The 26,208-nt window shown below is 48.3% G+C and carries 23 protein-coding genes and 1 tRNA gene; 9 read left to right on the forward strand and 15 right to left on the reverse strand.

The features are described 5' to 3' along the window. Window positions 1-15 precede the first annotated feature (15 nt). From menH to ACVA58_RS07295, 3 genes are read right to left on the reverse strand one after another with little or no spacing between them, the layout of a single operon-like run. Window positions 16-822, reverse strand: coding sequence for a 2-succinyl-6-hydroxy-2,4-cyclohexadiene-1-carboxylate synthase (gene menH, locus ACVA58_RS07285; RefSeq protein ID WP_446509767.1), 807 nt, complete (start codon window positions 820-822; stop codon window positions 16-18). After that, on the reverse strand, window positions 806-2,521 hold the full coding sequence (gene menD, locus ACVA58_RS07290; RefSeq protein ID WP_446509768.1) for a 2-succinyl-5-enolpyruvyl-6-hydroxy-3-cyclohexene-1-carboxylic-acid synthase: 1,716 nt from the start codon (window positions 2,519-2,521) through the stop codon (window positions 806-808). Before menD ends, menH begins: the two co-directional genes overlap by 17 nt. Continuing rightward, entirely contained in the window at window positions 2,518-3,834 is a 1,317-nt protein-coding gene (locus ACVA58_RS07295) for an isochorismate synthase (protein ID WP_446509769.1), read from the reverse strand. Before ACVA58_RS07295 ends, menD begins: the two co-directional genes overlap by 4 nt. A 544-nt stretch (window positions 3,835-4,378) precedes the next feature. On the opposite strand from ACVA58_RS07295, the gene ACVA58_RS07300 reads away from it, so the two are divergent. The 3 genes from ACVA58_RS07300 to ACVA58_RS07310 all read left to right on the forward strand — a co-directional run bounded on the left by ACVA58_RS07300 (window position 4,379) and on the right by ACVA58_RS07310 (window position 7,719). Continuing rightward, window positions 4,379-5,593 carry a pyridoxal phosphate-dependent aminotransferase gene (locus tag ACVA58_RS07300; protein WP_446509770.1) on the forward strand — a complete coding sequence of 405 codons (1,215 nt, stop codon included), beginning with the start codon at window positions 4,379-4,381 and terminating at the stop codon, window positions 5,591-5,593. 165 nt (window positions 5,594-5,758) lie between these two features. Then, on the forward strand, window positions 5,759-6,343 hold the full coding sequence (gene yfbR, locus ACVA58_RS07305) for a 5'-deoxynucleotidase (RefSeq protein WP_255043444.1): 585 nt from the start codon (window positions 5,759-5,761) through the stop codon (window positions 6,341-6,343). Further along, entirely contained in the window at window positions 6,343-7,719 is a 1,377-nt protein-coding gene (locus ACVA58_RS07310; protein WP_446509771.1) for an anti-phage deoxyguanosine triphosphatase, read from the forward strand. The genes yfbR and ACVA58_RS07310 overlap by 1 nt, the downstream gene beginning before the upstream one ends. Window positions 7,720-7,789: 70 nt before the next feature. Here the strand turns inward: ACVA58_RS07310 and ACVA58_RS07315 are convergent, their stop codons facing one another. Further along, window positions 7,790-8,410 (reverse strand): tRNA-uridine aminocarboxypropyltransferase, encoded by a 621-nt coding sequence (locus ACVA58_RS07315; RefSeq protein ID WP_446509772.1) that lies wholly within the window; start codon window positions 8,408-8,410, stop codon window positions 7,790-7,792. Window positions 8,411-8,420: 10 nt separating this feature from the next. Here ACVA58_RS07315 and rrtA point away from each other — a divergent pair, with 10 nt between their 5' ends. Together rrtA and ACVA58_RS07325 are read left to right on the forward strand one after the other, a co-directional pair. Continuing rightward, complete coding sequence (gene rrtA / locus ACVA58_RS07320; RefSeq protein ID WP_446509773.1) at window positions 8,421-8,981, forward strand: rhombosortase; 561 nt, start codon at window positions 8,421-8,423, stop codon at window positions 8,979-8,981. A 72-nt stretch (window positions 8,982-9,053) separates the two neighbouring features. Beyond that, window positions 9,054-9,248: a hypothetical protein gene (locus ACVA58_RS07325; protein WP_446509774.1), complete on the forward strand. Its 195-nt coding sequence runs from the start codon at window positions 9,054-9,056 to the stop codon at window positions 9,246-9,248. Between the two features lie 97 nt (window positions 9,249-9,345). On the opposite strand, the gene ACVA58_RS07330 is transcribed toward ACVA58_RS07325, so the two are convergent. From ACVA58_RS07330 to tig, 7 genes are all read right to left on the reverse strand, one after another. Then, window positions 9,346-9,618 (reverse strand): ComEA family DNA-binding protein, encoded by a 273-nt coding sequence (locus ACVA58_RS07330; RefSeq protein WP_446509809.1) that lies wholly within the window; start codon window positions 9,616-9,618, stop codon window positions 9,346-9,348. A 157-nt stretch (window positions 9,619-9,775) separates the two neighbouring features. Beyond that, the gene (gene ppiD, locus ACVA58_RS07335; RefSeq protein WP_446509775.1) at window positions 9,776-11,659 is read right to left on the reverse strand and encodes a peptidylprolyl isomerase; all 1,884 of its coding nucleotides are present in this window, start codon (window positions 11,657-11,659) and stop codon (window positions 9,776-9,778) included. A gap of 276 nt (window positions 11,660-11,935) precedes the next feature. Further along, window positions 11,936-12,208 (reverse strand): nucleoid-associated protein HU-beta, encoded by a 273-nt coding sequence (gene hupB, locus ACVA58_RS07340; protein ID WP_428652940.1) that lies wholly within the window; start codon window positions 12,206-12,208, stop codon window positions 11,936-11,938. A gap of 212 nt (window positions 12,209-12,420) precedes the next feature. Further along, the gene (lon, locus tag ACVA58_RS07345) at window positions 12,421-14,793 is read right to left on the reverse strand and encodes an endopeptidase La (RefSeq protein ID WP_446509776.1); all 2,373 of its coding nucleotides are present in this window, start codon (window positions 14,791-14,793) and stop codon (window positions 12,421-12,423) included. 129 nt (window positions 14,794-14,922) lie between these two features. Then, window positions 14,923-16,203, reverse strand: coding sequence for an ATP-dependent protease ATP-binding subunit ClpX (clpX, locus tag ACVA58_RS07350; RefSeq protein WP_446509777.1), 1,281 nt, complete (start codon window positions 16,201-16,203; stop codon window positions 14,923-14,925). A gap of 114 nt (window positions 16,204-16,317) precedes the next feature. Beyond that, complete coding sequence (clpP, locus tag ACVA58_RS07355) at window positions 16,318-16,941, reverse strand: ATP-dependent Clp endopeptidase proteolytic subunit ClpP (protein WP_107349420.1); 624 nt, start codon at window positions 16,939-16,941, stop codon at window positions 16,318-16,320. 107 nt (window positions 16,942-17,048) lie between these two features. Beyond that, window positions 17,049-18,353, reverse strand: coding sequence for a trigger factor (tig, locus tag ACVA58_RS07360; RefSeq protein WP_428652942.1), 1,305 nt, complete (start codon window positions 18,351-18,353; stop codon window positions 17,049-17,051). A 417-nt stretch (window positions 18,354-18,770) separates the two neighbouring features. Between tig and ACVA58_RS07365 the strand changes: the two genes are divergently transcribed. Continuing rightward, window positions 18,771-19,541 (forward strand): SDR family NAD(P)-dependent oxidoreductase, encoded by a 771-nt coding sequence (locus ACVA58_RS07365; protein WP_446509778.1) that lies wholly within the window; start codon window positions 18,771-18,773, stop codon window positions 19,539-19,541. A 188-nt stretch (window positions 19,542-19,729) separates the two neighbouring features. After that, on the forward strand, window positions 19,730-19,894 hold the full coding sequence (locus ACVA58_RS07370; RefSeq protein ID WP_446509779.1) for a hypothetical protein: 165 nt from the start codon (window positions 19,730-19,732) through the stop codon (window positions 19,892-19,894). A 23-nt stretch (window positions 19,895-19,917) separates the two neighbouring features. Here the strand turns inward: ACVA58_RS07370 and ACVA58_RS07375 are convergent. Further along, a tRNA-Arg gene (locus ACVA58_RS07375) sits at window positions 19,918-19,994 on the reverse strand. Window positions 19,995-20,385: 391 nt separating this feature from the next. Between ACVA58_RS07375 and folD the strand changes: the two genes are divergently transcribed. After that, window positions 20,386-21,246, forward strand: a complete 861-nt coding sequence (folD, locus tag ACVA58_RS07380) for a bifunctional methylenetetrahydrofolate dehydrogenase/methenyltetrahydrofolate cyclohydrolase FolD (RefSeq protein ID WP_446509780.1) — start codon at window positions 20,386-20,388, stop codon at window positions 21,244-21,246. Between the two features lie 142 nt (window positions 21,247-21,388). On the opposite strand, the gene galU is transcribed toward folD, so the two are convergent. Together galU and rfaH are read right to left on the reverse strand one after the other, a co-directional pair. After that, complete coding sequence (galU, locus tag ACVA58_RS07385; protein WP_446509781.1) at window positions 21,389-22,297, reverse strand: UTP--glucose-1-phosphate uridylyltransferase GalU; 909 nt, start codon at window positions 22,295-22,297, stop codon at window positions 21,389-21,391. A 78-nt stretch (window positions 22,298-22,375) separates the two neighbouring features. Next, the gene (gene rfaH / locus ACVA58_RS07390) at window positions 22,376-22,873 is read right to left on the reverse strand and encodes a transcription/translation regulatory transformer protein RfaH (RefSeq protein ID WP_446509782.1); all 498 of its coding nucleotides are present in this window, start codon (window positions 22,871-22,873) and stop codon (window positions 22,376-22,378) included. 415 nt (window positions 22,874-23,288) lie between these two features. Between rfaH and ACVA58_RS07395 the strand changes: the two genes are divergently transcribed. Beyond that, window positions 23,289-24,677, forward strand: a complete 1,389-nt coding sequence (locus ACVA58_RS07395; protein WP_446509783.1) for a peptide MFS transporter — start codon at window positions 23,289-23,291, stop codon at window positions 24,675-24,677. Window positions 24,678-24,823: 146 nt separating this feature from the next. Here ACVA58_RS07395 and ACVA58_RS07400 read toward each other — a convergent pair whose 3' ends face one another. Further along, on the reverse strand, window positions 24,824-25,873 hold the full coding sequence (locus tag ACVA58_RS07400; protein ID WP_446509810.1) for a response regulator: 1,050 nt from the start codon (window positions 25,871-25,873) through the stop codon (window positions 24,824-24,826). Between the last annotated feature and the right edge of the window lie 335 nt (window positions 25,874-26,208).

Consider the following 26,208-nt stretch of genomic DNA (forward strand, 5'->3'; position numbering starts at 1 on the left):
CTTAAAAGAATGTGCTTAAAATAATGTACTTAAAATAAAATCGTCTACTGCTCTGGCAAAAGCGTATGGCTGCTCAACATGAACATTATGGCCTGCGTCTTCAATCACCTGATAAGATAAGTCGGAGCCTTCGGCCAGACGCGTAAACTTTTGGTCTTTCTCTCCGCAAAGATAATGCACAGGTATAGTTAACCCGGTTAACTGAGACTGCAGGAGAGGTTGTTTGGCTAACGATGTAGCCAGTAGCATATGTGCTATAGAAGAGCCAAGATTATCACTGCGCTTGGCGATAAAACCTTGTCTTTGGTCATGATTCAGTAATGAAAATACCGGTTGCTGGTACCAATCGCTCAGCACATCAGCAATGGGCTGAGAAGCAAATCGCTGCGCCCACCGCTGATCATTGTCCTGCCTTGCGGCCCGCTCACTTTGCGGTAGCCCGAAATGCCCCCCTTCCAAAACCAAGCCGGACAGTTTTACTTTCTGTTCAACACCTTGATGACAGGCATGGTACATCGCCACCCTCGCGCCGAGTGAATAGCCAATCAGGATATAGTGTTTCACCCCACGGGTGACCAAGGTATCAGTTAGCCATTGGCTGGTTTGTGCAAAGCCGTCAGCTTGGACTAATCGGCTATGACCATGACCGGGTAAATCAACGGTCAGGCAGGGATACTGCCCGCTCAGTTGATTGATGACCTGCAACCAATCTCGGCCTGAACCCAGCAAGCCATGCAGAAACACCAGGGTCGGTGGAGTCTGGTCGACTTGAGGGATGGAGTAAGGCGAAACAGAAGAAAATGTTTCAGAGTAAAGTCGCATGCTTGATCTCGCTAAACATCTCGCGCAGCAAGTCGCCACTCTCCCCTGCTGGAGTCTGAACTTCAACCAGTGTCGCTCCAGCAGTTGCTAAGCCATTTTTGATGGCCATTTTAGCGTCATCCAGAGTAGTCGGGCAGGCATACTCCAACCCAAACATATCTGCAGCATGAGTAAAGCTTAGGCCATGGGGCATGCGGTATAAGCTGTCTTTCTGAGTATCCGGCACCGGTAGCAAATCAAAGATCGCCCCACCGTCGTTGTTAGTCACCAAGACAACCACCGGTTGCTCGATGTCTTTCAGCAAGGCCAGTGAATTGAGGTCATAAAGCAGCGAGGTATCACCCAGCACACAAAGCATTGGCTGCTCACCCGCACGCTGCACACCGGCGGCAGTGGCTATCAAGCCATCGATACCCGATGCTCCGCGGTTGGCAAACGTCGCACTTTGAGGCATACGACCGCACATATCCAATAAGCGGACAATCAGGCTATTGCCCAAGAACAGAGTCGTGTCTTGGACAACCCAATCCATCATATTGGCCGCCAAACTTACTTCATTCAGCGCCATGTAATTGTTTTGGATAGTGCTAAGGCAAAGGCTTGAAGCCCCTTTAAGGTTATCAGCCCAACCGCTACTCACCACACTGGCGGTGTGCTCCGTCAGTAAATTCGAAAAATCAGTAATGTTGGCTTGGATTCGACTCGTTGCCGCAAAGCTTGGATCAAGTGCGACTGCCAATGGATCCACCAACCAATAATCCTGCCAGTGCTTGGCGCTAATACACTGTCCCAATCGCTTGGACACCAGACGACCGCCAAACTGAATAATACTGTCCGCTTGCAGCAAATACTGACGGCATGCCTCGTTTTGCAACCAGACATCGAACCCTGCCCAATCACTGCTCCCCCCCGCTTGTGGGTCGGCTAACAACGGCCAGCCAAGCGCCTGTGCCAGCGCACTCACAGCGGCGAATTCATCCGGAGCCACTCGGCCGACAATCACGATCCCTTTCTTACCTTGCATTGCTTGCCACTGCTCAGCATCGAGAGCAACGCTGTTTCGCTCGGCATCCACATACTGGGTAAAACGCGAATGGCTCTCTTGCCAATATTGAACCGGACGGAGGTAGTCGGAAAAATCGCACTCCTCACCATATAGCGGCTCAGGATAGTGGCAATTGAAATGTATCGCACCACCACGCTGTGCCTGCTGGTACATAGCTTTATCTACAGTAGATAGCAGCCATGCCGGACTGATGTCCTGAGTGGGCGACGGAATATCTTCAAACGCGGAGACATGGGTTGAGAAAATACCATGTTGACGAATCGCTTGGTTGGCACCGCAGTCAATGAGTTCAACCGGGCGATCTGAGGTGAGCAACACTAGCTTTTCCCCAGTCAGGCCACTTTCTGCGACTGAAGGTAGCAGGTTGGCCACGGCGGTACCGGATGTTACCACTACTGCTACAGGCTCATTGGTTGCTTTGGCAAGACCAAGAGCCAGAAAACCCAAGCCACGCTCGTCAAAATGAGTATGAATTGCCAGTTTGCCGTTTTTTGCGGCTGCCAGTGTTAGCGGTGTAGAGCGAGAGCCAGGGGCAATACAGATATGCTTTACCCCATGGCGTACTAACTCTTCGAGCATCAGCCCTGCCCACAACTGGTTCAAGGCAGCTCTTGTCAAAACCCCATTGCTCATGCCGTCTGGCGCTCCCAATCAGGCTCATCACTGGCCAGCAAACTGCAAAGAGTCGATGTTTTACGATCCAGCTCTTTCCACTCACTGTCTGCGGTCGATCCAGGAACAATACCGGCTCCGGCAAACAGATGTAGTTCATCACCCATAATCAACGCACTACGGATAGCGACACAAAATTCGCTGCGGCGCGCGCCCAGAAAACCGACCGCACCACTGTACCAGCCGCGGGCAAAGGGTTCATGCTCGCTGATAAAATCCAACGCTTTATCCCTCGGCAAACCTGCAATGGCCGCCGTAGGCTGTAGGCTATCGAGCAATTCAGAGTTTTCAACGCCGTCATTAAGCTGGGCATCGATCCCCCGCTTGAGATGCTGGACTTTACGCAGGCGGATAAGCTCCGGCGTCTGAGCCACATTCATGCTGATACAACGAGGGACCAGACGGTCAACGATATCATCAACCACCAAGCGGTTTTCATAACGGTTCTTGTTGTCATCAAGCAGCCATTGTGCCAAGCGATTATCTTCCGCCATGTCTACACCACGGCCGATAGTGCCTGCCAACGCCTCGGTAAGCAGATCTTGCTCTTGGCGCAGGAACAACCGCTCAGGCGTCGAGCCGACAAAGCAATGCTTCGCATCGAGTGCCATCATGAAATGGAAGCTGTTATGGTTACTGTCACGGCTCGCTTTTAGCAGCTGGGCCGGAGAGACAGGCGTATCGAGGGTCAGGGTCGTTTTACGCGCCAAGACCACCTTCTCGAACACTTTCTGGGAGATTGCATCGAGGGCGCTGCCTATCATCTGTGACCAACCCGCGAAGTCCGGACTATATGTCCGGCCTAATATCTTGCTGGTGATCTGCGGGACCTCAACCGTATCAAGCGTTAGCTGGGTCAAAGCCTCACCCACTTTGGCTTGGCTCTCGGTAGACAGGTTTACCGCAACATTCCAACCACCGTCCAAACGGAAGATTTCCAATACCGGCAGGAAGAAGAAAGAAGGCATGCATCGTCTGTTACGCTGGGTGCGACCATCAAATGAGCGGCCTCCCCAAATACGCTGATCATCTGCCAAGATTTTCTCGGCAGCTTTAGGATCGGTAAATGTTTTAATTTGCCCGAGCGCCACTACTTCCTCGCGACAATCACGGGATTGCCAGTAGAACTTAGGAAACAGGGGTTGGGATTCCATCCAATCAATCAGATCGGTATTGGCTGGCAGATCCAGCTTTACCGTGATTCGTTGAGTTGTTGGCGTGGATTGTCGAATTTTTTCAAGTAGTAACTCAACGGCTTTTTGTAACGCGGTCAAGGTAACCTCACTCAGCTCTCAAGCACAAAATTGGCTCATCCCTGGCTGATGGTAAATGGCTAATCAATTAGCATCTTTCGCCCTATATGTGGTCCCCCAGCAAGTCATACAGCTGGAAGCAATAGACCACATACCGAATGTTCGCATTCTACCCCAGAACTCCCATTCTGACTAATAAAGTAATGACTCAACATGAATCTTCATATCTCATCACAACTTAATGCTTCAGCCCCATAATTACCAAGCCGTGCCGATAACGGACTAACAAGATATTATTTTGCCGTCAAATTCGACAATTCCGACTCAAATAGCACCACTTTTTGCTGAAATCTCCAGCAATTCCCTGCATTGTAATATTTTATTCTACTCAAAGAGGTAAATCCCCGCTGTTTTGTCACCCAGCCAGTGGATCCAACCTGACAAGTTAGAATTTAATTATACAAACCACTATTTTACGCTACTTATTCCTGCTGGGTGTTTATTTATTAAGGTTTTATAGTGTAATTTGTTGTAATTAACGGCTTGAAACAGGATACCACCACTAATGCAAAACATCGGGATGTCATCAAAACTCAATAATGTCTGCTACGACATTCGAGGTCCCGTTCTGAAGCATGCAAAACGCATGGAAGAGGAAGGGCACAAAATACTCAAACTTAATATCGGCAACCCTGCGCCGTTCGGTTTTGATGCCCCTGATGAAATTCTGGTGGACGTGATCCGTAACCTGCCAACATCTCAAGGCTACTGTGATTCCAAGGGTATCTACTCGGCCCGAAAAGCGGTAGTCCAGCATTACCAAAAACGCGGAATGCTAGATCTGGATGTGGAAGATGTCTACATCGGCAACGGTGTATCCGAATTGATTGTGATGGCGATGCAAGCGTTGCTCAACAACAATGACGAAATGCTGGTTCCATCACCGGATTATCCGCTGTGGACTGCCGCAGTCTCGCTATCTGGCGGCAAAGCCGTGCACTATACCTGTGACGAGCAATCCGACTGGTATCCAGATCTCGACGATATCCGCAGCAAAATCACCCCAAACACCCGTGGGATTGTGCTGATCAACCCGAATAACCCGACAGGAGCAGTATACAGCCGGGACTTCCTACTGGAAGTGGTAGAAATAGCCCGCCAGCATAAGCTGATCATTTTCGCCGATGAGATCTATGACAAGATCTTATACGAAGGTGCCCAACACACCTCGATTGCACCGCTTGCCGAAGACGTCTTCTGTGTGACCTTCAACGGTCTATCCAAGTCATACCGGGTATGTGGCTTCCGTGCCGGGTGGATGGTCTTGTCCGGCCCTAAGCACTTGGCTAAACGCTATATCGAAGGGCTCGAGATGCTCTCGTCGATGCGCTTGTGTGCCAATGTGCCGATGCAGCATGCCATCCAAACCGCGCTGGGAGGTTACCAGAGTATCAATGAACTGATCCTGCCGGGCGGCCGTTTGTTGGAGCAACGTGATCGTGCCTATGACCTGTTAACATCGATCCCGGGCGTGTCCTGTGTGAAGCCAAAAGGGGCTTTGTACCTGTTCCCGAAACTGGATCAAAAGAAATTCAACATTATCGATGACCAGCGCTTCGCCTTGGACTTCCTCCAGCAAGAAAAAGTGCTGGTTGTCCACGGTACCGGCTTCAACTGGAAGCAACCGGATCATTTCCGCATTGTTACCTTGCCACGAGTCGATGACTTAGAAATGGCGATGGGACGTTTGGAGCGTTTCCTACACGGTTACCGTCAGTAATCGATAGAGCAAAATAATTTAAGGCCCCTCAGTGAGGGGCTTTTGGCAATCTATACCCAAGTAGCTTCTCTTTCCTATTTATTATCGTTTGCTTCGCGGTAAATTCTGTTACCTTTAAAACATATCTGATTTTGTTCCCTGTCCTCACTGCCAAGAAGTATCGCTATGAAACAAAGCCATTTTTTTGCTCATCTTGCCCGAATGAAACTGATCCAACGCTGGCCGTTGATGCGCAGTGTCGAAACCGAAAACATCTCAGAGCACAGCCTTCAGGTCGCTTTTGTCGCCCATGCCCTCGCTTTGATCAAAAACCGTAAATTCAGCGGCAACACCAACCCTGAGCGAATAGCATTGCTGGCAATGTTCCACGACTGTAGTGAAGTGTTGACTGGCGATATGCCCACCCCCATCAAGTACTACAATCCGGCTATTGCCGAGGAATATAAAAAGATAGAGCTCGCAGCCGAGAAGAAGTTACTGTCTATGCTGCCCGAGGAATTCCGTGATGACTACGCCCCACTACTCGATAGTCATCAGGTAGACAAAGATGACTATGCTATCGTCAAGCAAGCCGACAGCCTGTGTGCCTACCTCAAATGCCTAGAAGAGCTCAATGCGGGGAACCATGAATTTACCTCGGCCAAGAATAACCTTGAGCAAACCTTGCATAACCGAACGACCCCAGAAATGGAGTATTTCCTGAAGACGTTTGTCGACAGCTTTAACTTAACCCTTGATGAGATCAGCTAATGACAGTTATCTCCCTCTCTCCTGAATTTAACCAACAGTGGGAAGCACGCAAGAGCAATGAGCAAAAAATGCGGCGCAACGACCACCGCTCGGCTTACCAGCGTGACCGAGCAAGGATCCTTCATTCCGCCGCGTTTCGTCGTTTACAAGCGAAAACCCAAGTGCACGGCGCTGGTCACCATGACTTCTACCGTACCCGCCTGACCCACTCACTGGAAGCCTCACAAATTGGCACCGGTATTGTGGCCCAGTTGAAGATCAAGCAGCCTAAGTTTCGAGAACTGCTTCCATCTAATAGCCTGATGGAAAGCCTTTGCCTTGCCCATGATATCGGTCATCCGCCTTTCGGACACGGCGGTGAAGTCGCCCTTAACTACATGATGCGAGAGCACGGTGGGTTCGAGGGCAATGCCCAGACGTTTAGGATCGTCACCCTGCTCGAACCGTATACCGAACAGTTCGGTATGAACCTGTCACGGCGAACCTTGCTCGGGCTACTGAAATACCCCGCTTTTATTAGCCATACCCGGGCGACAGAGCTGCCTGCAGATGTCCATCATTTCCGCCACCTCAAGGCCAAGGACTGGTATCCAGCCAAGGGGATCTACAATGATGACAGTACGACCTTTGACTGGGTATTGGCACCATTATCTAACCATGATCGCCAGCTCTTTAGCCAAATGCGCAGTGAGCGAACCAAGCCAAGTGAGCACTTGAAAACCCAATTCAAATCACTGGACTGCTCTATCATGGAGCTGGCCGATGACATTGCTTACGGCGTCCATGACTTGGAAGATGCGATTGTGATGGGAATTGTCACCCGTGAGCAATGGCAAGAAGCGGTTGCCAGCAAGTTGGCCGATTGCGGTGAGCCTTGGCTGGAAGAGCGTATAGGGGTATTAAGTGACCAATTGTTTGGCACCCACCACCAGCGCAAAGATGCTATTGGGGCGATGGTCAATGCGCTACTGACCTCTATCCATATTGCCCCAACGATCCAGAATGGTATCGATAGCTTCGAAGATCCCCTTTTGCAGTGGAATGCCTTGCTATCAGAGCCAATGGAGCAAGTACTGGAAGTACTCAAACAATTCGTCAGCCAATATGTGGTTCATAAGCCAGATATCCAGCTATTGGAGTATAAAGGCCAACAATTGGTAATGGAGTTATTCGAGGCCTTTGCGTCGGATCCCGAACGCTTGCTGCCGGAAAATACCCGTGAACGCTGGCGCCACAGTAATGACAAGGGAGAAAATGCCCACCGGATCATCGCCGATTATATCTCAGGCATGACCGATGGCTTTGCCCAGCGGCTATACAGTACCTTGTTCCACCCAACGTTAGCCAGCGGCATTGGGTTTCATGGGGGGGACTAAGATAGGTGCGGGAGCCTAGTTCCTTGATCCTAGAGGTAGAGTCCAGGGCTTAGGAACTCATATCCAGGAACTAGGATCTATAGTTTTTTTCAAACACCCCAGCTGGCATCTGCTGGATCTGGAACTCGATCATCTGGTTGAACGCTTCGAGCAACGGGGCGAATTTATCAGCGTCCCCTTCCAAAACGCTCAGGGCGAGATAGCCAGCCTCTACGGTCGACACGCCCTGTGATTTGGGGGATTTTCGAATTCGATAATTACCCTGATCGACATTATCAAGCGCCACGGTGGGCAATTGCTGCAAATTCGTCGATAGCTGCCACATCTTGTAGGCTTTCTTCCAAGTACCATCAAGCAAAATCAAGGTTCGCTTTATGGTGGTTGCTTGAGCTCTCTCAGTTCCAACAAAGCTCGAAATGGGGACAGCTTCTTCCCCCGGGTAAACCACCCAAGCCTGACGGTCTTGTTCGGCCAGCAGTTGGTTGATTTCTTCATGGTGTGAAAAGTCTTCGCCCACCCACAGTTTGGCGTTAGGAAGCGATAAAGTCAGAATCCTTGCCGTACCAATCGGACGCTTTACTTCCGATGGATGTTGTAAAATCCACAAATCAGTTTTAGCATCAAGCTGTTGGATCCAGCGGCAAATACATGCCTTAGTTGCTTTACCGCACTTTTCACAATATCGACTCATCGAGGTAGCCTTGTCTATTCGTATCTTCGTTTTCATTATTATTGGCATAATGGCCTTCGCCCAACTACCCACCATCCAACCGCTGTTAGTCTGGCAGCGCCATGCCATTGAGCACGGTGAATTGTGGCGACTAGTCAGCGGCAACCTGACCCACACCAACTGGGCACACATGATAATGAACAGTTTCGGCTTGGCAATCATTACCTTTATCTTTCGCCGCTATCTTAGCTCAACACGCCTTGCCTTGCTGATCCTGTCCATCGCAGGCTTTATTGGTGCCACCTTGTGGCTCAGTCCGATGGGCTGGTACGCAGGACTGTCAGGCGTGCTCCATGGGCTGTTTGCCTGGGGCGCTATACAGGACATTAAGGCCAAAGATAAGCTGGGCTGGCTACTGCTGGTTGCCGTTATAGCCAAAGTGATATGGGAGCAAGTTGCAGGCGGCTCTGCCAGCTCTGCCGAGCTCATAGGAGCTAGAGTCGCTGTTGAAGCACACTTGGCCGGTACTTTAGGTGGGGTGTTGTTTGCCGCTGTGGAAAATATGAAAAAGAAGATTGCAATTGATAATTAGTTGCACTTAGAATGCACCTTTAAAAGAATACTTGAGTCTTTAATATCAATCAGGGTAAGTGTAGGTATTCCAATGTCATTATCGTCTGAAGCTTTGTACCGCATCAATATTTCACTACCGACAGGTACTGTTAGGGTAGGTTCTAGAGGTAAATACAAATTCCCGCTAGAGGCAGCAAAGCGTATTGCCAAAGAGTATGAAACAGATGGCTACCCGATCCACTTTTCACTGGCTAGGCCACGCTTTTCCTATCGTGACTGCGATTAAATAGCACAACAAAGAAGAACCACTCACTTCTCTCCTTTGATAATAAATTTATCAACTGCCTCTTGATGATAGACTCTTCGCTGTCGGCGTTTAACAGCTAGAGCTTAATACGATCTCGATTTTTCTCGACCGTCGACGCACCTATCCCCTTGACCTTACTCAGCTCTTCCGCTGAAGAGAAAGGTCCGTTCGCCTTGCGGTATTCAATAATACTGACAGCTTTCTCTGGACCAATACCTATCAATAACTTATCCAGTTCTTCAGCATTAGCATCATTGATATTAATGGTGATCTCAATCCCTTCATGGCTATCGCTACTTGCAATAACTGGGTGGGCCAAACCGACACCCAACGCGGCTACAAGCGCCATAGATACAACAACTCGCTTCATACCTTTTCCTCATTTAGTAAACGTGGAAGATAGAGTGGCAAAGCGATATCGCTGGGTACAGAGACAAAATTATTCCTTTAACAAAAAAACGACGGGCCGCACAATGGCGGCCCGTCTAGCAACGTATTAATTACAATTAATTCGTTGTTGTATCCAACACTGGGTAAGATACCTTGGCAGCATTACGCAGTACATCTAGGGTAGCCATGACATCCTGTTGAGCGTTCATTTGCTCAAGCTGCTGCGACATCTGCTGGTCAACACCATCAACATCGGCTTCAACCACATTGTCCAGAGCGATAATTAGCATGTTACCAGCCATATCACGGGTCACACCGTATACCGACGCATCTGCTGCTGGTTTGGCAAGGCCAAACGCAACTTGAGCAACCTGACGATCAGAACCCATACGGTTGATCATCTCAGGTTCAGAGAAGCTCAGGCCTTCGTCAGCCAACACTTCTGTGTTGCCTGCTCGAAGGGCAGCAACAAGCTCGTCCGCTTTTGCGTTAGCCGCTTCTTCGCCTTTGACAGCCGATAGCTGCTGTTTCACTTTCGCTGATACTTCGTCAAATGGCAGTACCATTTCATCGCGAGAATCATCGACACGTACCACAACAACATGCTCAGGACCGATCTCAATAACATCTGAGTTCAGACCATCTTCACGAACTTCAGGGCTGTACAACGCCTGCTGTACCGCAGGATTAGCTAGGACACCCGGAGCATCAGATTGAGAAATGAAGTCAGTGGTCTGAACCGTCGCATCGACCGCTTCCGCCGCATCCTCTAGAGTGTCCGGCATTTCGAACGCTTTCTCAGCCAACTGAGTCTGAAGATCGTAGAAGGCTTCTGCTGCACCCTGCTCACGAAGCTCAGCAAAGATTTCATCACGCACTTCGGCAAATGGCTTCACTTGCGGCTCTTTGATATCGTCCAGCTTAATGATGTGGTAACCGAAGTCAGACTCAACAACGCCAGAGATCTCGCCTTTGTTCAGGGCAAAAGCCGCTTCTTCAAATGCAGGATCCATCACGCCGCGCTCAAACCAGTCCAGCTTACCGCCATCTTTACCGCTGAAGGTATCGTCAGAAGAGGTTTTCGCCAGTTCAGCAAAATCAGCGCCGCTGTTTAGCTCTGCCAACAAATCTTCAGCTTTAGTCTTCGCTTCACTTCCTTTACCTTGAACCAGAATATGGCTTGCTTGGCGTTGCTCAGCAGTACCGTACTTACTTTGGTTCTCGTCATAGTTTGCTTTAGCATCGTCTTCAGAAACGCTTAGCGTCTCTTTCAGGTTTGTGCCTGACAATTCGATGTAAGCCGCTTTAACTTGATCTGGGCGGGTGAACTGCTGCGGATTCTGCTCGTAATAAGCAAGTGCTTCTTCGTCAGTGACCTCAGCCTTGTTGGTAAACGCAGCTACATCCAGTGTCAGAGTGCGAATTTCACGCTCCTGACGCTCAAGCTTAGTCAGTGCTGCCACTTCGTTACCCAACGCGAAATCACTGCCTTGAATAGCTAACAACAGCTGCTGACGCAGCAAATCTGTACGCATAGATTCCGCAAACATATCAGGTGTTAGACCTGAGCGACGAAGCAGTGCGTTGTACTGTTCATTATCAAAGGCACCATCGCGCTGGAACTCAGGCATAGAAAGAATAACCTGAGTTACCTGCTGATCGCTGATGCGCAGACCAAGTTCATTGGCACGCTGCTCAATCAACAGGTCGTTGACCATGCGATCTAGCACACTGCGGCGGAACTGCTGCACATACGCAGGGTCACCCATCAAGGTCGAGAAATAATCGCCCAGCTGTGACTGCATGCGGTTACGCTCGTTCTGGTAAGCCATTTCGAACTCGCGCTGACTAATTTCACGATCGTCCACTTTCGCAGCAACTTGCTCGCTTCCGCCTGCTAGGTAACTACCTACCCCTGCAAAAACAAAAGAAAAAATAATCAGACCAAGGATAATCTTGACCCAAATACTGCTCGCGCCTTCGCGCATACGCTCCATCATAATTTGCCGTATCTCCTACCTATTCGATTTGGCATGGTAATACCAATCTGTGATAAGCCTAAATAAAGACTCGTGAAGCCTGAATGGCTTCGAAACTATAGCTTACCTGTATTGATATTAGTGAAGAATGCTAACAGGCGAAGACCTGAAAAATTCACACTTTTCCAAAGTAAAAAAAGCGCACCGACAGGATGCGCCCTTTATCATGCCAGGTTGCCCATTAAGACAACCTGAATGTTCGTTTGTTCACACAAACCGGCGGGCTAAGCCCTGCGCTTAGTTTACAGAATCTTTAAGCGCTTTACCTGCTTTAAAGCCAGGTACTTTCGCTGCAGCGATTTGAATTTCTGCACCAGTCTGTGGGTTACGGCCAGTGCGCGCTGCACGCTCACGTACAGAGAAAGTGCCGAAGCCAACAAGCGCAACCTGATCACCATCTTTCAGGCTATCAGATACAGCGTCGATGAATGCATCCAGAGCACGACCCGCAGACGCTTTAGAAATATCTGCATTTTCAGCGATTTTATCAACTAGTTGAGTTTTGTTCACGATCTATCCCCTCTATGAACGTTATCCGTTTGCAGCCTTCATGGCAAAATTTACATCACGGATAAAAAGAATCAGTTTCATTATATCTACACCCAACACAAGTTCACGTGTAGACATTGATTTTATTGAGCTAACGGCAAATTAGAACTCACTTATAGCCACACAAAAAAACGCTGACAAGGTTTTTATCCTCGAAAGCGTTTTTTCATATCTTAACTTTGCTGCAGGTCACTGTTTTGGGCGTTTACCAGCTCAATTCCCGTTGGATTATTCTGCAGTGCAACGGTGAGCACTTCATCAATCCAGCGCACTGGACGCACTTCCAGATCCGCAATCACGTTATCTGGGATTTCCTCCAGGTCACGTTCGTTTTCCTTCGGAATCAGTACCGTTTTGATACCACCTCGGTGCGCAGCAAGCAGTTTCTCTTTCAGACCGCCGATTGGTAGCACCTCACCGCGTAGGGTGATTTCACCCGTCATGGCAACATCACCGCGAACCGGGTTACCTGTCAGGCTAGAGACCAGCGCCGTACACATGGCGATACCCGCGCTTGGGCCATCTTTCGGGGTCGCCCCTTCAGGCACGTGGACATGGATATCGCGCTTCTCGTAAAAGTCAGGCGCAACACCCAGACGCTCAGCACGGGTACGTACAACCGTCATCGCAGCCTGAATCGACTCCTGCATCACATCGCCGAGGGAGCCAGTATAGGTCAGCTTACCTTTGCCTGGCATCGACTCGGTCTCAATGGTTAGCAGATCGCCGCCCACTTCGGTCCAAGCCAAACCAGTAACCTGGCCAATACGGTTGTTCTCTTCGGCCTTACCGTAGTCAAACCGCTGAACACCCAAGTATTCTTTCAGGTTGTCCTGAGTAATAACGACTTTCTTGGTCTCAGGGTTAAGCAGGATCTCTTTCACGGCCTTGCGGCACAGTTTAGAAATTTCACGCTCAAGGCTACGTACGCCCGCTTCACGGGTGTAGTAACGAATGATGCCAATCAGCGCTGAGTCATCTACTTCGATCTCGTGTGGCTTAAGGCCATTGCGCTGAACCTGCTTCTCTAGCAAGTGGCGCTTGGCAATATTCAGCTTCTCATCTTCGGTGTAGCCCGAAAGACGGATCACTTCCATACGGTCAAGCAGAGGGCCCGGGATATTCATCGAGTTCGATGTCGCCACGAACATCACATCTGAAAGGTCATAGTCGACTTCTAGGTAGTGGTCATTGAACGCGTTGTTTTGCTCTGGATCCAAAACTTCCAGCAGTGCTGAAGACGGATCGCCACGCATGTCTGATGACATCTTGTCGATTTCATCAAGCAGGAACAACGGGTTCTTAACCTCAACCTTGGACATCTTCTGGATCAGCTTGCCCGGCATCGAACCGATATAGGTACGGCGGTGACCACGGATTTCCGCTTCGTCACGCACGCCGCCCAACGCCATACGGGTATATTTACGTCCGGTCGCAGCAGCAATAGACTGACCCAAAGAGGTCTTACCGACACCAGGAGGACCAACAAGACACAGGATAGGGCCTTTAAGCTTGTTGATACGGCTCTGTACCGCTAAGTACTCAAGGATGCGCTCTTTGACGCGCTCAAGGCCGTAATGATCGGCGTTCAGCACTTCTTCGGCCTTGGCTAGATTCTTCTTAACCTTGGAGCGCTTGAACCAAGGTACACTCAGCATCCAATCAATGTAGCCACGCACAACCGTTGCCTCGGCAGACATCGGCGACATCATCTTAAGCTTCTGTAGCTCTTGCTCTGTCTTCTCGCGTGCCTCTTTCGGCATCTTCGACTCTTCGATTTTCTTCTTCAAAGATTCGAATTCATCCGGCGCGTCATCCAGCTCACCCAACTCTTTCTGGATAGCCTTCATCTGCTCATTGAGGTAATACTCGCGCTGACTCTTTTCCATCTGCTTTTTGACACGGCCGCGGATACGTTTCTCGACCTGCAGCAAGTCAATTTCAGACTCCATCATCGCCATCAAGAACTCTAGGCGTTCTACGACATCGATAATTTCCAGTACTTTTTGCTTATCTGCCAGCTTAAGCGGCATATGGGCAGCAATCGTATCAGCCAGACGGGCAGCTTCTTCGATACCATTGAGAGAGGTCAGGACCTCTGGCGGGATTTTCTTGTTGAGCTTGATAAACCCTTCGAACTGGTTAATTGCCGTTCGAACCAGCACTTCCTGCTCGCGCTCATCCATTTCCTCAGTAACCAGGAACTCGGCTTCAGCACTGAAGAACTCGTCATCACGCAGGTTTTCGACTTTAGCACGCTGCTGACCTTCCACCAGTACCTTCACCGTACCGTCAGGCAGTTTGAGTAGCTGTAGAATAGTCGCAACCGTACCTACATCGTATAGGTCGGTAATTGAAGGTTCGTCGGTCGCCGCTTCTTTCTGAGCAACCAACAAAATCTGCTTGTTATCATCCATCGCCGCTTCAAGGCAGCGAATAGATTTATCCCGGCCTACAAACAATGGAATGACCATATGCGGGTAGACCACCACATCACGCAGTGGCAGAACGGGGATCTCAAGGCGTTCCGAACGCTCCAGGTTCATATTATTCTCTCTTCCGTTCACTCTTATTAATGAGTATATGGGGGCTTGGGCGCAAGATTCAACGGGATATGTAGCAGAAAATAAAAAAGGAGGCGATTGCCTCCTTTTTTTAACCGCTGTGGGCAGGTTTTACTCAGCGCCTGCTGCTTGGCTTTCGGTGTTTTCATAAATCAGCAAAGGCTCAGACTCACCTTTAATTACTGATTCATCAATAACAACCTTGCTTACGCCCTCTGCTGAAGGTAGCTCATACATAGTATCAAGCAGAACCGCTTCAACAATCGAGCGAAGACCACGTGCACCCGTCTTGCGATCCATTGCCTTGCGGGCAATAGCCACAAGGGCATCGTCACGGAATTCAAGCTCAACATTCTCAAGCTCAAGAAGTGCCGCATACTGCTTAGTAAGGGCATTCTTCGGTTCACGCAGGATTTGTACCAACGCGTCTTCATCCAGCTCGCTAAGGATAGCAGTTACCGGAAGACGACCAATGAACTCTGGGATCAGGCCGTATTTAACCAAATCTTCTGGCTCAACCTTCTCGAACAGATCACTCAGAGTACGAGATTGATCTTTCGAGCGGACATCCGCACCGAAACCAATACCAGTACCCGTTGCTACACGCTGATCAACCACCTTGTCCAACCCGGCGAACGCACCGCCACAGATGAACAGGATTTTTGACGTGTCCACTTGCAGGAATTCCTGCTGTGGATGCTTACGGCCACCTTGCGGCGGAACCGATGCTACCGTGCCTTCAATCAGCTTCAGCAATGCCTGCTGAACACCTTCACCCGAAACATCACGGGTAATTGATGGGTTGTCTGACTTACGTGAGATCTTGTCGATCTCATCGATGTATACAATACCGCGCTCGGCCTTGGCTACATCGTAATCACATTTCTGCAGCAACTTCTGGATGATGTTTTCAACATCCTCACCCACATAACCGGCTTCGGTCAGGGTGGTCGCATCCGCCATAGTAAACGGTACATCCAGCATGCGCGCCAATGTTTCTGCTAGTAGCGTCTTACCGCTACCCGTTGGGCCGATCAACAAGATGTTACTCTTGCCCAACTCAACACCGTCACTATTGGTATCGCCATTACGAAGACGCTTGTAGTGGTTGTAAACCGCTACCGCGAGAACTTTCTTCGCATGAGACTGACCAATAACGTATTCATCCAGGTTTGTACGAATTTCCTGTGGTGTCGGAAGTTCATTGCCATCACGCTTTGGCATTACTTCTTTGATTTCTTCACGAATGATGTCGTTGCACAGGTCAACACATTCATCGCAAATATACACAGAAGGGCCTGCAATCAGCTTGCGAACTTCATGCTGACTTTTGCCGCAGAAAGAGCAGTACAGCAGTTTTCCACTACCACTCTCTTTTCGCTTATCTGTCATTCGCTAACCTCTTTTCGGGTCTTACCCCATCATTGCCTTTGTTTTGAGTGTATAACAACTCAAGTCTTTTTGCTCCGCGCAAACGGCTAAGTCGCTGCACGGAGGCTAAAAAACTTAGTCACGTTGACTCAAAACTGCGTCGACCAAACCGTATTCTACAGCTTGCTCTGCCGACATAAAGTTATCACGATCGGTATCACGCTCAACCACTTCTAGTGGTTGGCCAGTGTGCTCTGCAAGCAAACCGTTTAAACGTCCTTTGATCGTTAGGATTTCCTGAGCATGGATCTGGATATCAGATGCCTGGCCTTGGAAGCCACCTAGTGGCTGGTGGATCATCACGCGGGAGTTAGGTAGGCAGTAACGCTTACCTTTGGCACCGCCAGCCAGCAGGAATGCACCCATAGAGCATGCCTGACCCATACAAACGGTGCTGACGTTTGGCTTGATGAACTGCATAGTATCGTAGATAGACATCCCCGCAGTAACCGAGCCGCCCGGTGAATTGATGTACAGGAAAATGTCCTTGTCAGGGTTTTCAGACTCAAGGAACAAAAGCTGCGCAACGACTAGATTGGCCATATGATCTTCTACCTGACCGGTCAGGAAGATCACACGCTCTTTCAATAGTCGGGAATAGATGTCGTAGGAACGTTCACCACGAGAAGTCTGCTCGACCACCATAGGAACCAGCGCATCCAAAATCGGCGACATGGCGTTTTTTTCTTGGTAGCTCATAACGTTATTTCCCTAAAATAAATGGCCCGAATGAAATTACTCTCACACGGACCATTGTTAGCAGAAGATTTGAAGTAAAGTCAAATCTCTACAGTAATTTCAGCAAATTATGCAGCTGGCTGTTGGTTCATCAGATCGTTGAAGCTAACTTCTTTATCTGAAACCTGAGCTTTAGCTAGTAGCGCATCGATAGCTTGCTCTTCTAGAGCAACGTTGCGCATGTTGTTCATCATCTGTTCGTTCTTCTCGTAGTAAGAAACAACTTCTGTTGGATCTTCGTAAGCAGAAGCCATTTCAGCGATGATAGCTTTAACGCGCTCTTCGTCAGCTTTTAGCTCTTCAGATTTGATCACTTCACCAAGAAGTAGGCCAACAACTACGCGACGCTTCGCTTGCTCTTCGAACAGCTCACGTGGAAGCTCTGGTGCGTTAGCAGCATCACCGCCGAAGCGCTGAGTTGCCTGCTGGCGTAGAACGTTGATTTCTTGGTCGATAAGAGCAGCAGGAACAGTGATGTCGTTCTGCTCAACTAGACCATTTAGAACCTGATCTTTGATGCGGTTCTTAACAGCTTGCTTCAGCTCGCGCTGCATGTTCTTACGAACTTCAGCTTTCAGGCCTTCAACAGAACCGTCTTCAACGCCGAACTTAGCAACAAACTCTTCTGTCAGCTCTGGTAGTTCCTGAGCTTCAACTTTGTGAAGTTTGATAGCGAAAGTCGCTGCTTTACCTTTTAGGTTTTCAGCGTGGTAATCTTCAGGGAAAGTTACTTCTAGAGAGAACTCTTCGCCCGCTTTCTTACCAACGATACCGTCTTCGAAACCTGGGATCATGCGGCCCTGGCCCATTGCAAGAGCGAAACCTTCAGCTTTACCGCCTTCGAATTCTTCACCGTCGATAGAACCCGTGAAATCGATAGTTACGCGGCTGTCAGCAGCTGCAGCGTCTTCAACGTCGCTCCAAGTTGCTTGCTGCTTGCGAAGCGTGTCTAGCATAGTATCAACGTCTTCGTCTTTCACTTCTACTGCTGGTTTTTCAACAGTGATGTTTTCTAGACCAGCTAGCTCGATTTCTGGGAAGATTTCGAAAGACGCTTTGAATACAAGGTCTTTACCTTCAGCGATTTCAACTGGAGTGAAAGTTGGTGCGCCTGCTGGGTTGATCTTTTCTTTAACGATTGCTTCGATGTAGTGACGCTGCATCACTTCACCTAGGATGTCCTGGCGTACAGAAGCGCCGAACATACGAGCAACCATTTTCATTGGTGCTTTACCCGGACGGAAACCATCGAAACGACGATTCTTAGCAATTTTCTTCAGCTCAGCAGCAACAGCGTCTTCGATGTTTGCAGCTGGAACTGTGATAGTTAGATGGCGTTCTAGACCTTCAGTGGTTTCAACGGTAACTTGCATTTTATTTAACCTCAAAACTTACTCAGTATTCTCTGAGTGATGTTGCCGATCAGTCATGCTGACGGTGGCATCCTTTCGTGTTATGGCCAGCAACTACGGCCAAACCATAACGCCTTAATTCTGTGAAGCGCGGTATTATAACGGTCCTCAGCCCTGCCGTCGAGACAGAGTGGCCGCACCGCAATCAAACCTTTCACACAAGATAGGGGCAAAAAAACCATTTTCAAGGGAAAACCCCAAAAAAAACGTTTCCTTTTACGTTTTTTTGACCGTACGCTGTTTTAACTGTCTTTTTTCCCGCCTAAACGCCGATTTTTTACCGCATAAATATCATCCAACTAGATAGCTATAATGAACAGTGATCCACGCTGCATGGTGATGCGTATTAATTTATGCAATTAGTCAGTGGAATTGACGATGTTCAAAGGAAAAAAGAAGGTTTGGATTGTCGGGGCAAGCGGTGGGTTAGGGCTAGCTCTGACCGAGCATATCCTAAAACAAGGCCATCTGGTCACAGTATCTGCACGCCATACCTCAGAGGCCCTGCAGCAGTTACAGGTAAGACATCGCAGTCAAATGACCAGTGTTATGGGTGATATATGTCAGCAAAGATCTGACATTCATTCGCAACTCACAGCTATTTTCGAGCTATATGGGCTTCCGGATTGGACCATTAATGCAGCAGGACTGTTACATATCCCTCAACCTAAGCAATCACCCAAGGTCAAAATGCCTGAAAAGCGGCTAGCGGACATTAACAAATCCTTTCTCAATGAAAACATCCACGCCAATACTTACACCAGCATCGCTATTGCACAGTTTCTCGACACGCTATATAAGCGTGAAAACCCTTTTCGCTTCTTATGTTTGTCTGCCATGGTCGGATCCATAACCGACAACCACTCAGGAGGCTGGTACAGCTACCGGATGAGCAAGGCAGCCCTGAACATGTTTGTCAAAACCCTAAGCATAGAGTGGCAGCGACGCTTTCCCCAAGCTTGCATTGCAGCTATACACCCCGGTACAACGGACACAACGCTATCAATGCCTTTTCAGAAAAATATCAATAGCAACAAGCTTTATTCACCGCAACAATCGGCCGAACGAATTTACCAACGACTGTCGACTCTCAAAGCCAGCGATACTGGTCAGTTCTTTCATTGGGATGGGACAACGCTTCCATGGTGAGACGGTTTGAAACGAGCTACAAATTGAAGGATATAGGCGAAGAGGAAAACCATTCAAAAACAAGCTAAAAGAATCTAAATCATGGATGGATTGCACAAAAAACAACCACCCCACCCTTTAAGATACTGCTTGAGTATTCCCCAAGAGCATTTGCTCAACATGTTGTGTGAGATATAAGGATAGAATCAATGAAAAGGAACAAAGCGACAGTGATTGCCTCATGGCAGCCCAGTAACGAAAGAGAAAAACAGGCACTGAAACAATTTCTGCTGAATGAAATAGCGGGATGTAGCAGGCAACACCAAGGAGGCACAGGAAAAACAGGATTTGATACAGGAAGATTGATTCGCTAGAGATAGCATAAAAAAGGGGGAAGTGGCACGCCCTGTAGGATTCGAACCTACGACCACATCCTTAGAAGGGACGTGCTCTATCCAGCTGAGCTAAGGGCGCGTTATAAGACGTAACGTTAAGTTACCGGACGAATTATACGTCCCAACATTCGAACGTCAATGCCTTTCCCCCTATTTTCTCAGCATTTGCGCTCAAGTGACCAAACATAGAGCAAATTGGGCAATAAGAAGCTAGAGGCTTAACAGCGTAATAGCTTTATCTATAGGGAGAAGCTATTAAAACAATATGGTTAACAATAACCACATTAAATCAGCAAGTATTTACCAGAAATTAAAGAAACCACAACGCAAACGTTTGCCCTATAGATCTTCGTAACATTCTCTGCGACAATACAACAACTAGGCAGCACTCGTGCCGCTCCCTCAGGAGTGAAATCATCCACCCACGCTGCCCGCTTCACGTTCAATCAATTTCAGTCCAAAGGATAAACATGGCCGCTCAAATCATTGATGGGAAACTCATTTCGCAAACAGTTCGTCAAGAAGTTGCTGCCCGAGTCAAAGCGCGCCTCGATGCAGGCCTCCGTGCTCCAGGGCTAGCCGTTGTTCTGGTAGGTCAGGATCCCGCCTCGCAAATTTACGTGGGTAGTAAACGTAAAGCCTGCGATGAAGTAGGTTTTGTATCCAAGTCCTTTGACTTTCCTGCCACAACAACGGAAACAGAATTGCTCGCCCTTATTGACGAGTTAAACAATGACAACGAAGTCGATGGTATCTTGGTCCAGCTTCCACTCCCTGCTGGCATTGATACCACTAAGGTGCTTGAGAGAATCGATCCTGAAAAAGACGTCGATGGCTTCCATCCCTACAACGTCGGCCGTTTATGCCAGCGTATCCCCAAGCTACGCTCGTGCACCCCGAAAGGGATCATCACCTTGCTTGAACGCTATAATATTGCCCTTCGTGGCAAGCATGCAGTCATTGTAGGCGCGTCCAATATTGTCGGCCGTCCTATGACGCTTGAACTATTGCTTGCTGGCGCTACCACCACCACTTGTCACCGCTTCACTCAAGATCTAGAAAGCCACGTTCGCCAAGCTGATATTCTGGTCGTCGCGGTGGGTAAGCCTAACTTTATTCCAGGCAACTGGATCAAAGCAGGGGCAACAGTCGTTGATGTTGGCATCAACCGCTTGGACAACGGCAAGCTAGCCGGTGATGTTGAGTATGATATTGCCCGTGAACGAGCCCGCCATATCACCCCAGTACCGGGAGGCGTCGGCCCAATGACAGTGGCGACCTTAATTGAGAATACACTGCTTGCCTGTGAGCAGTATCATGAGGATAAGTAACAGAGCTGGTGAAGAGCGAACCTAGACCTAGAAGAACCTGACAAATACCAATAAAAAAGCGAGAGGCAATCACCTCTCGCTTTTTTAGTTTCAGATCCGTTCTCACGAGGAACTAGCTTCTAGGAGCTTATTATCCTAAAAACTACTTTCCCTTCACCGTCTCTTTAAGAAAAGCGGTAAAGTCTTCACCGAGAGATCCATGACGCATGCCGTATTCGACAAATGCCTGCATGTAACCTAGCTTGCTACCGCAGTCGTGGCTCTTGCCCGACATATGGAAAGCATTCACCTGCTGATCTTCCATCAACATATCAATGGCATCAGTCAACTGGATTTCATCACCCGCACCTACTGGCGTACGGGCCAATAGAGACCAGATTTCAGCCGGGAGCACATAGCGGCCAACAATGGCCAAGTTAGAAGGCGCTTCTTCAAGAGCAGGCTTCTCTACCACTTTTGTCATCGCCGCCGTTTCACCCGGTTTCAACTCAGCACCGTTGATGTCGGCCACGCCGTAGCTAGAAACCTCAGACATAGGTACCGGCTCAACCATCACCTGGCTGATCTGGGTATCATTAAAGGCATTGACCATCGCAGCCATATTTTCACGGCGTAGATCACTGGCTGCGTCATCCAAAATCACATCTGGCAGCACGACAGCAAAAGGCTCATCGCCAACCAAAGGATGAGCACAAAGCACAGCATGGCCTAGACCTTTCGCCTGACCCTGACGCACATGCATTATCGTGACATCTTTCGGACAGATCTTTTGTACTTCATCTAGCAGCTGACGTTTAACACGCTTCTCAAGCGTCGCTTCAAGCTCAAAAGAGGTATCGAAATGGTTTTCGATTGAGTTCTTCGACGAGTGAGTAACCAAAACAATTTCTTTGATACCAGCAGCTACACATTCGTTAACCACATACTGGATCAGCGGCTTATCAACAATCGGCAGCATTTCCTTTGGGATTGCCTTGGTTGCCGGCAGCATGCGGGTACCCAAACCTGCGACAGGGATGACAGCTTTACGTACAGGGGAAGATGTAGACATATTATTTTCCATTTAAAATTATTCAAACCACTATAACAAACTCATTGCTAACGAATCCAACGTTACAATTAGGGTGGTTTATTTTTTCACCAGATCTTCATTCTGTACACTGACCTTCACCGGTTTACCAAGCAATTGGATCATCATGAATGAGCGCTTTTCACCGTCAGGTTCTTGATAAATAGCCTCGATCCCTTTGAACTGACCTTGAGTCAGTTTAAGTGACTCGCCCGGCTTAGGTAGATCTGACAGCTTTGTTTGATGTTCTTCAGAGTCTTCATTAACCATTAAGCTATAGATGAGATCAGGGTTCACTGTCTGCGGCCTTGCACCTTGACGAATAAAGTCAGCGACACCACGAGTAGAACGTACTGTGGTATAGCTGATATCTTCTGGATCAAAGTAGACAAACATATAGCTCGGAAACAGAGGCTCAAAAGCAGTCGTCCGTTTTCCGCGGACTATTTTCTCCACGGTCACCTGAGGGTAGTAACACTCAACCCCTTGACGATCAAGATTGATCACCGCACGTTCCTGTTCACTGCGCTTGCAATATAGTAGGTACCAATCTTTCATAGCAATCTCAGTCAGTTAATTCTCTAGCTTGAGGTAATTATACCTAAGCTCCCATAACCGACAACGTTTTGCCTTCCATCAAGCTCAATATACCAACATTTAGAGTTCCACTGCATAACCAGCCAAAATGTAACAACCATTAACAGGGATAACATGCAGAGTAAAAAACCACAAAAACTTAAAAATAAAGATTAAACAACCAAAAACATTTAACCTTAAAGAATTTCCTTTATACAGCTTATAGTAAATCTGAAATTTCAATTTTGAGTAAATAGCAGGCAACTGCTTATTAATCAACACGTTGCATTGTTTTTGTTTTGTTTTCATTTTGTAACGATTTGCAGTTTAATAATTTGTCATTTATAACAGGGGCGACATTAGCAAACACAAAATCAATTAAATTTAGAGAATAATTATGAGCAATCTGAATAGTGGCACGTTGTTAGGCCACCCTAAAGGTTTGTTCTTACTGTTTGGAACTGAACTGTGGGAACGTTTTTCTTACTATGCGATGCGCGCCATTCTGGTGCTTTACCTCACCGACAAAACCATCAATGGTGGTCTTGGTTGGTCGACACAAGACGCCCTTAACCTTTATGGTATTTATACTGGCTTGGTTTATATCACCCCGCTTATCGGTGGTTATATTGCCGATAACTTCCTTGGCCAGCGCCGCTCAATTATCATTGGTGGCATATTGATGGCCTTGGGCCAATTTACCCTCGCTCTTCCAAACAGCATGGTCGACCCACATTCTGTGACAGCCTTTTACCTCGGCCTAGGCTTGCTAATCATTGGTAACGGTATGTTCAAGCCGAACATTTCAACCATGGTGGGCGATCTATACCAAGACGGTGATAACCGTCGTGACGGCGCGTTCACTATCTTCTACATGGGTATCAACCTTGGCTCATTGCTAGCCGGTATTATTGCGGGTACCGCCTCTGCTGCTTACGGCTGGAAAGCCGGCTTCCTAACGGCTGGTATTGGTATGGTGATCAGTCTGGTAACTCAGCTGATTTTTGCCGAGCGCCTACTAGGTAATATTGGTAAAGAGCCAGCAGCAAAACGTGCGGCGGCAATGAACAAGTCAGGTAAACAAGAACCACTGACCAAACAAGAAAAAGATCGCCTGAAGGTCATTATGATCATGGGTATGTTCGTCGTCATTTTCTGGGCCGGCTTCGAGCAAGCCGGTGGCCTAATGAATATCTTCTCGCAGCAGTACACTGACCGAATGATCGGTAGCTTTGAAGTACCTGCGGCATGGTTCCAGTCCCTTAACCCGTTCTTCGTGATCACCCTTGCACCACTTATTGCGTCAATCTGGGTGAAAATGGGCCCTAAAGAACCAAGTTCCCCGGCTAAATTTGCCATGGGCCTGTTCTTTCTCGCAGCAGGTTTCGTTTGCATGATGGGTGCAGTGATGCAGCAAGGTGGCGATATCACCGTGAAGACATCCATGTTTTGGCTAGTCGCGGCATACTTCTTCCATACTCTGGGTGAGTTATGCCTATCACCAATCGGCCTATCAATGGTAACTAAACTGGCTCCGCTACGTCTTGCCTCTCTGATGATGGGTGCGTGGTTCGGCTTCAACGCAATCGCTAACTATGTGGCCGGTATTATCGGTGCCCACGTAGGTGAAGCTGGCCCTATGGCTATCTTTAGCGGTATTGCCATTGCTGCAACCGTTGCTGGTGTCCTTCTGCTACTATGCTCTAACCAGCTGATCCGCTGGATGCACGGTGCAGAAGGTAAGGTTGTTGAGGAAGAGGCAGAGCCTCAGCCAGTACAGGCGTAATTTCTTCGCAACAAGCTGTTTATCATAAAGAGCTACTTATCATAAAGAGCAACATACAAAAAACGGAGAGCCTTGGCTCTCCGTTTTTATATAATGGTGATGATAACGACTTCCAAGTCATTTTTGAGGTACTTGGTTAATTGGGATTAGTTCTTGGCCTTTCTCTTGAAGGTTAAGCTAAAACTGGCCGAACCTGTTTCGCTCAGCGACAGCCGCCCACCTGAGTCTGAAAGCTTGAGGCCCACACTATCATTCTTACTCGCTTGATTACCCAACCATGGCTGTGCAACCACAAGTTGCTCGCCATCACTGGTTTGCAACCGCGCTGAAAGACCTGCAGACGCAATATTCAAGGTTTTATCAGTCACATCAAAAATACCAAATATTGCCTTTATCGGAGAGGCATAACCAGAGTGGCGCATCCCCTTTTCAATTAATTTAATGAGTCCGGAGATAGTATTTTGATCGCCCATCCGGGTACGTAAATAATCATTAAAGAAGGCTCGTATCAACAAGGTGGTTGCCGTACCGTTGTCGCCCCCCGTCGCCGAGTCGACCAAATAAAACGCCAATCGGCCATCCATCAGCCAAGTATAATCAAGTAATACAGGCTGAACATCCGTTGCCTGCAATATACAATAATTCAACTGCCAATCTCCGAGTGAAGACTGTGTTTCAGGCATCAGCCCTATCAGCAACTCCCGAGCCGCCCTCGGGTTCGCCTTAAGCTCCTCAATATGCCACTCAAGCTCTTCATCAACGACGGTTTCTTCTTCGATATTTACCCATTGGCTAGAAAAGCCAAGGTTTTCCGTAACTGAATCTTCCGATTTGAGTACCGACATAATCGCCGATTTAAGCACCATGATGTTATCGAGCGGTTTGATGAGAAAGTCCTTCACACCAAGGCGCAAGGCTGCCGCCACGTCTGACATATTACCGGTACCGGAGATTACAATGATGGGTACCATCGGATACTGCAGTGAGACTTCCTCAACAAATTCCATCCCCGACAATATCGGCATGGCTAAATCACAGAGCAGAATATCAGGCATTTCATCTCGTAATGCCTTAAGCCCCTCCAGGCCATTTTCCGCCTCACGCACTCGGCATCCCTGGCTGATAAGAAAGCCAGAAAGCATGGTTCTAAATACTGGATCATCTTCGACGATCAAAACATCTTTATCTTCAAGCAAAGCCTGCTCCCTGACTGAAGAATGGTAATGGTGCTTGACACCTCGGGTGCCGCCTTGCTGGGAATGTGTACTCATGACAACGCTAACCACAGGCTTGACTAACCTAACAAAAGCATAGGTCGAAATCCGCAGATCGTCAGGGGATTCATACTTTCGGTGGCGAAAATATTGAAAATTGTTAACAGCATCAAAATTTAAATTTTTCAATTACTAAGATTTATCCCCAAGTGACCTCAAGTTACTTGGTAGTAGCTAAAAAGAAAAATACGCGTTATCTTGATTTACAGCAAAAGTTGACTTGAAAGCGTCATCTTTTTATATATTTTGTTATACAA

The sequence above is a fragment of the Photobacterium sp. DNB22_13_2 genome (assembly GCF_052873915.1).

Coding starts and splice junctions, on each gene's coding strand:
- galU (WP_446509781.1), bottom strand. CDS start 22,297: ATGTCTACATCTTCCCCTGTACGTAAAGCTGTCATCCCTGTCGCAGGT.
- ACVA58_RS07300 (WP_446509770.1), top strand. CDS start 4,379: ATGCAAAACATCGGGATGTCATCAAAACTCAATAATGTCTGCTACGAC.
- menH (WP_446509767.1), bottom strand. CDS start 822: ATGCGACTTTACTCTGAAACATTTTCTTCTGTTTCGCCTTACTCCATC.
- clpP (WP_107349420.1), bottom strand. CDS start 16,941: ATGAGCTACCAAGAAAAAAACGCCATGTCGCCGATTTTGGATGCGCTG.
- ACVA58_RS07325 (WP_446509774.1), top strand. CDS start 9,054: ATGTCATTATCGTCTGAAGCTTTGTACCGCATCAATATTTCACTACCG.
- ACVA58_RS07310 (WP_446509771.1), top strand. CDS start 6,343: ATGACAGTTATCTCCCTCTCTCCTGAATTTAACCAACAGTGGGAAGCA.
- clpX (WP_446509777.1), bottom strand. CDS start 16,203: ATGACAGATAAGCGAAAAGAGAGTGGTAGTGGAAAACTGCTGTACTGC.
- rfaH (WP_446509782.1), bottom strand. CDS start 22,873: ATGAAAGATTGGTACCTACTATATTGCAAGCGCAGTGAACAGGAACGT.
- tig (WP_428652942.1), bottom strand. CDS start 18,353: ATGCAAGTTACCGTTGAAACCACTGAAGGTCTAGAACGCCATCTAACT.
- lon (WP_446509776.1), bottom strand. CDS start 14,793: ATGAACCTGGAGCGTTCGGAACGCCTTGAGATCCCCGTTCTGCCACTG.
- folD (WP_446509780.1), top strand. CDS start 20,386: ATGGCCGCTCAAATCATTGATGGGAAACTCATTTCGCAAACAGTTCGT.
- ACVA58_RS07330 (WP_446509809.1), bottom strand. CDS start 9,618: ATGGCGCTTGTAGCCGCGTTGGGTGTCGGTTTGGCCCACCCAGTTATT.
- menD (WP_446509768.1), bottom strand. CDS start 2,521: ATGAGCAATGGGGTTTTGACAAGAGCTGCCTTGAACCAGTTGTGGGCA.
- ACVA58_RS07365 (WP_446509778.1), top strand. CDS start 18,771: ATGTTCAAAGGAAAAAAGAAGGTTTGGATTGTCGGGGCAAGCGGTGGG.
- ACVA58_RS07315 (WP_446509772.1), bottom strand. CDS start 8,410: ATGAGTCGATATTGTGAAAAGTGCGGTAAAGCAACTAAGGCATGTATT.
- ppiD (WP_446509775.1), bottom strand. CDS start 11,659: ATGATGGAGCGTATGCGCGAAGGCGCGAGCAGTATTTGGGTCAAGATT.
- ACVA58_RS07395 (WP_446509783.1), top strand. CDS start 23,289: ATGAGCAATCTGAATAGTGGCACGTTGTTAGGCCACCCTAAAGGTTTG.
- yfbR (WP_255043444.1), top strand. CDS start 5,759: ATGAAACAAAGCCATTTTTTTGCTCATCTTGCCCGAATGAAACTGATC.
- ACVA58_RS07370 (WP_446509779.1), top strand. CDS start 19,730: ATGAAAAGGAACAAAGCGACAGTGATTGCCTCATGGCAGCCCAGTAAC.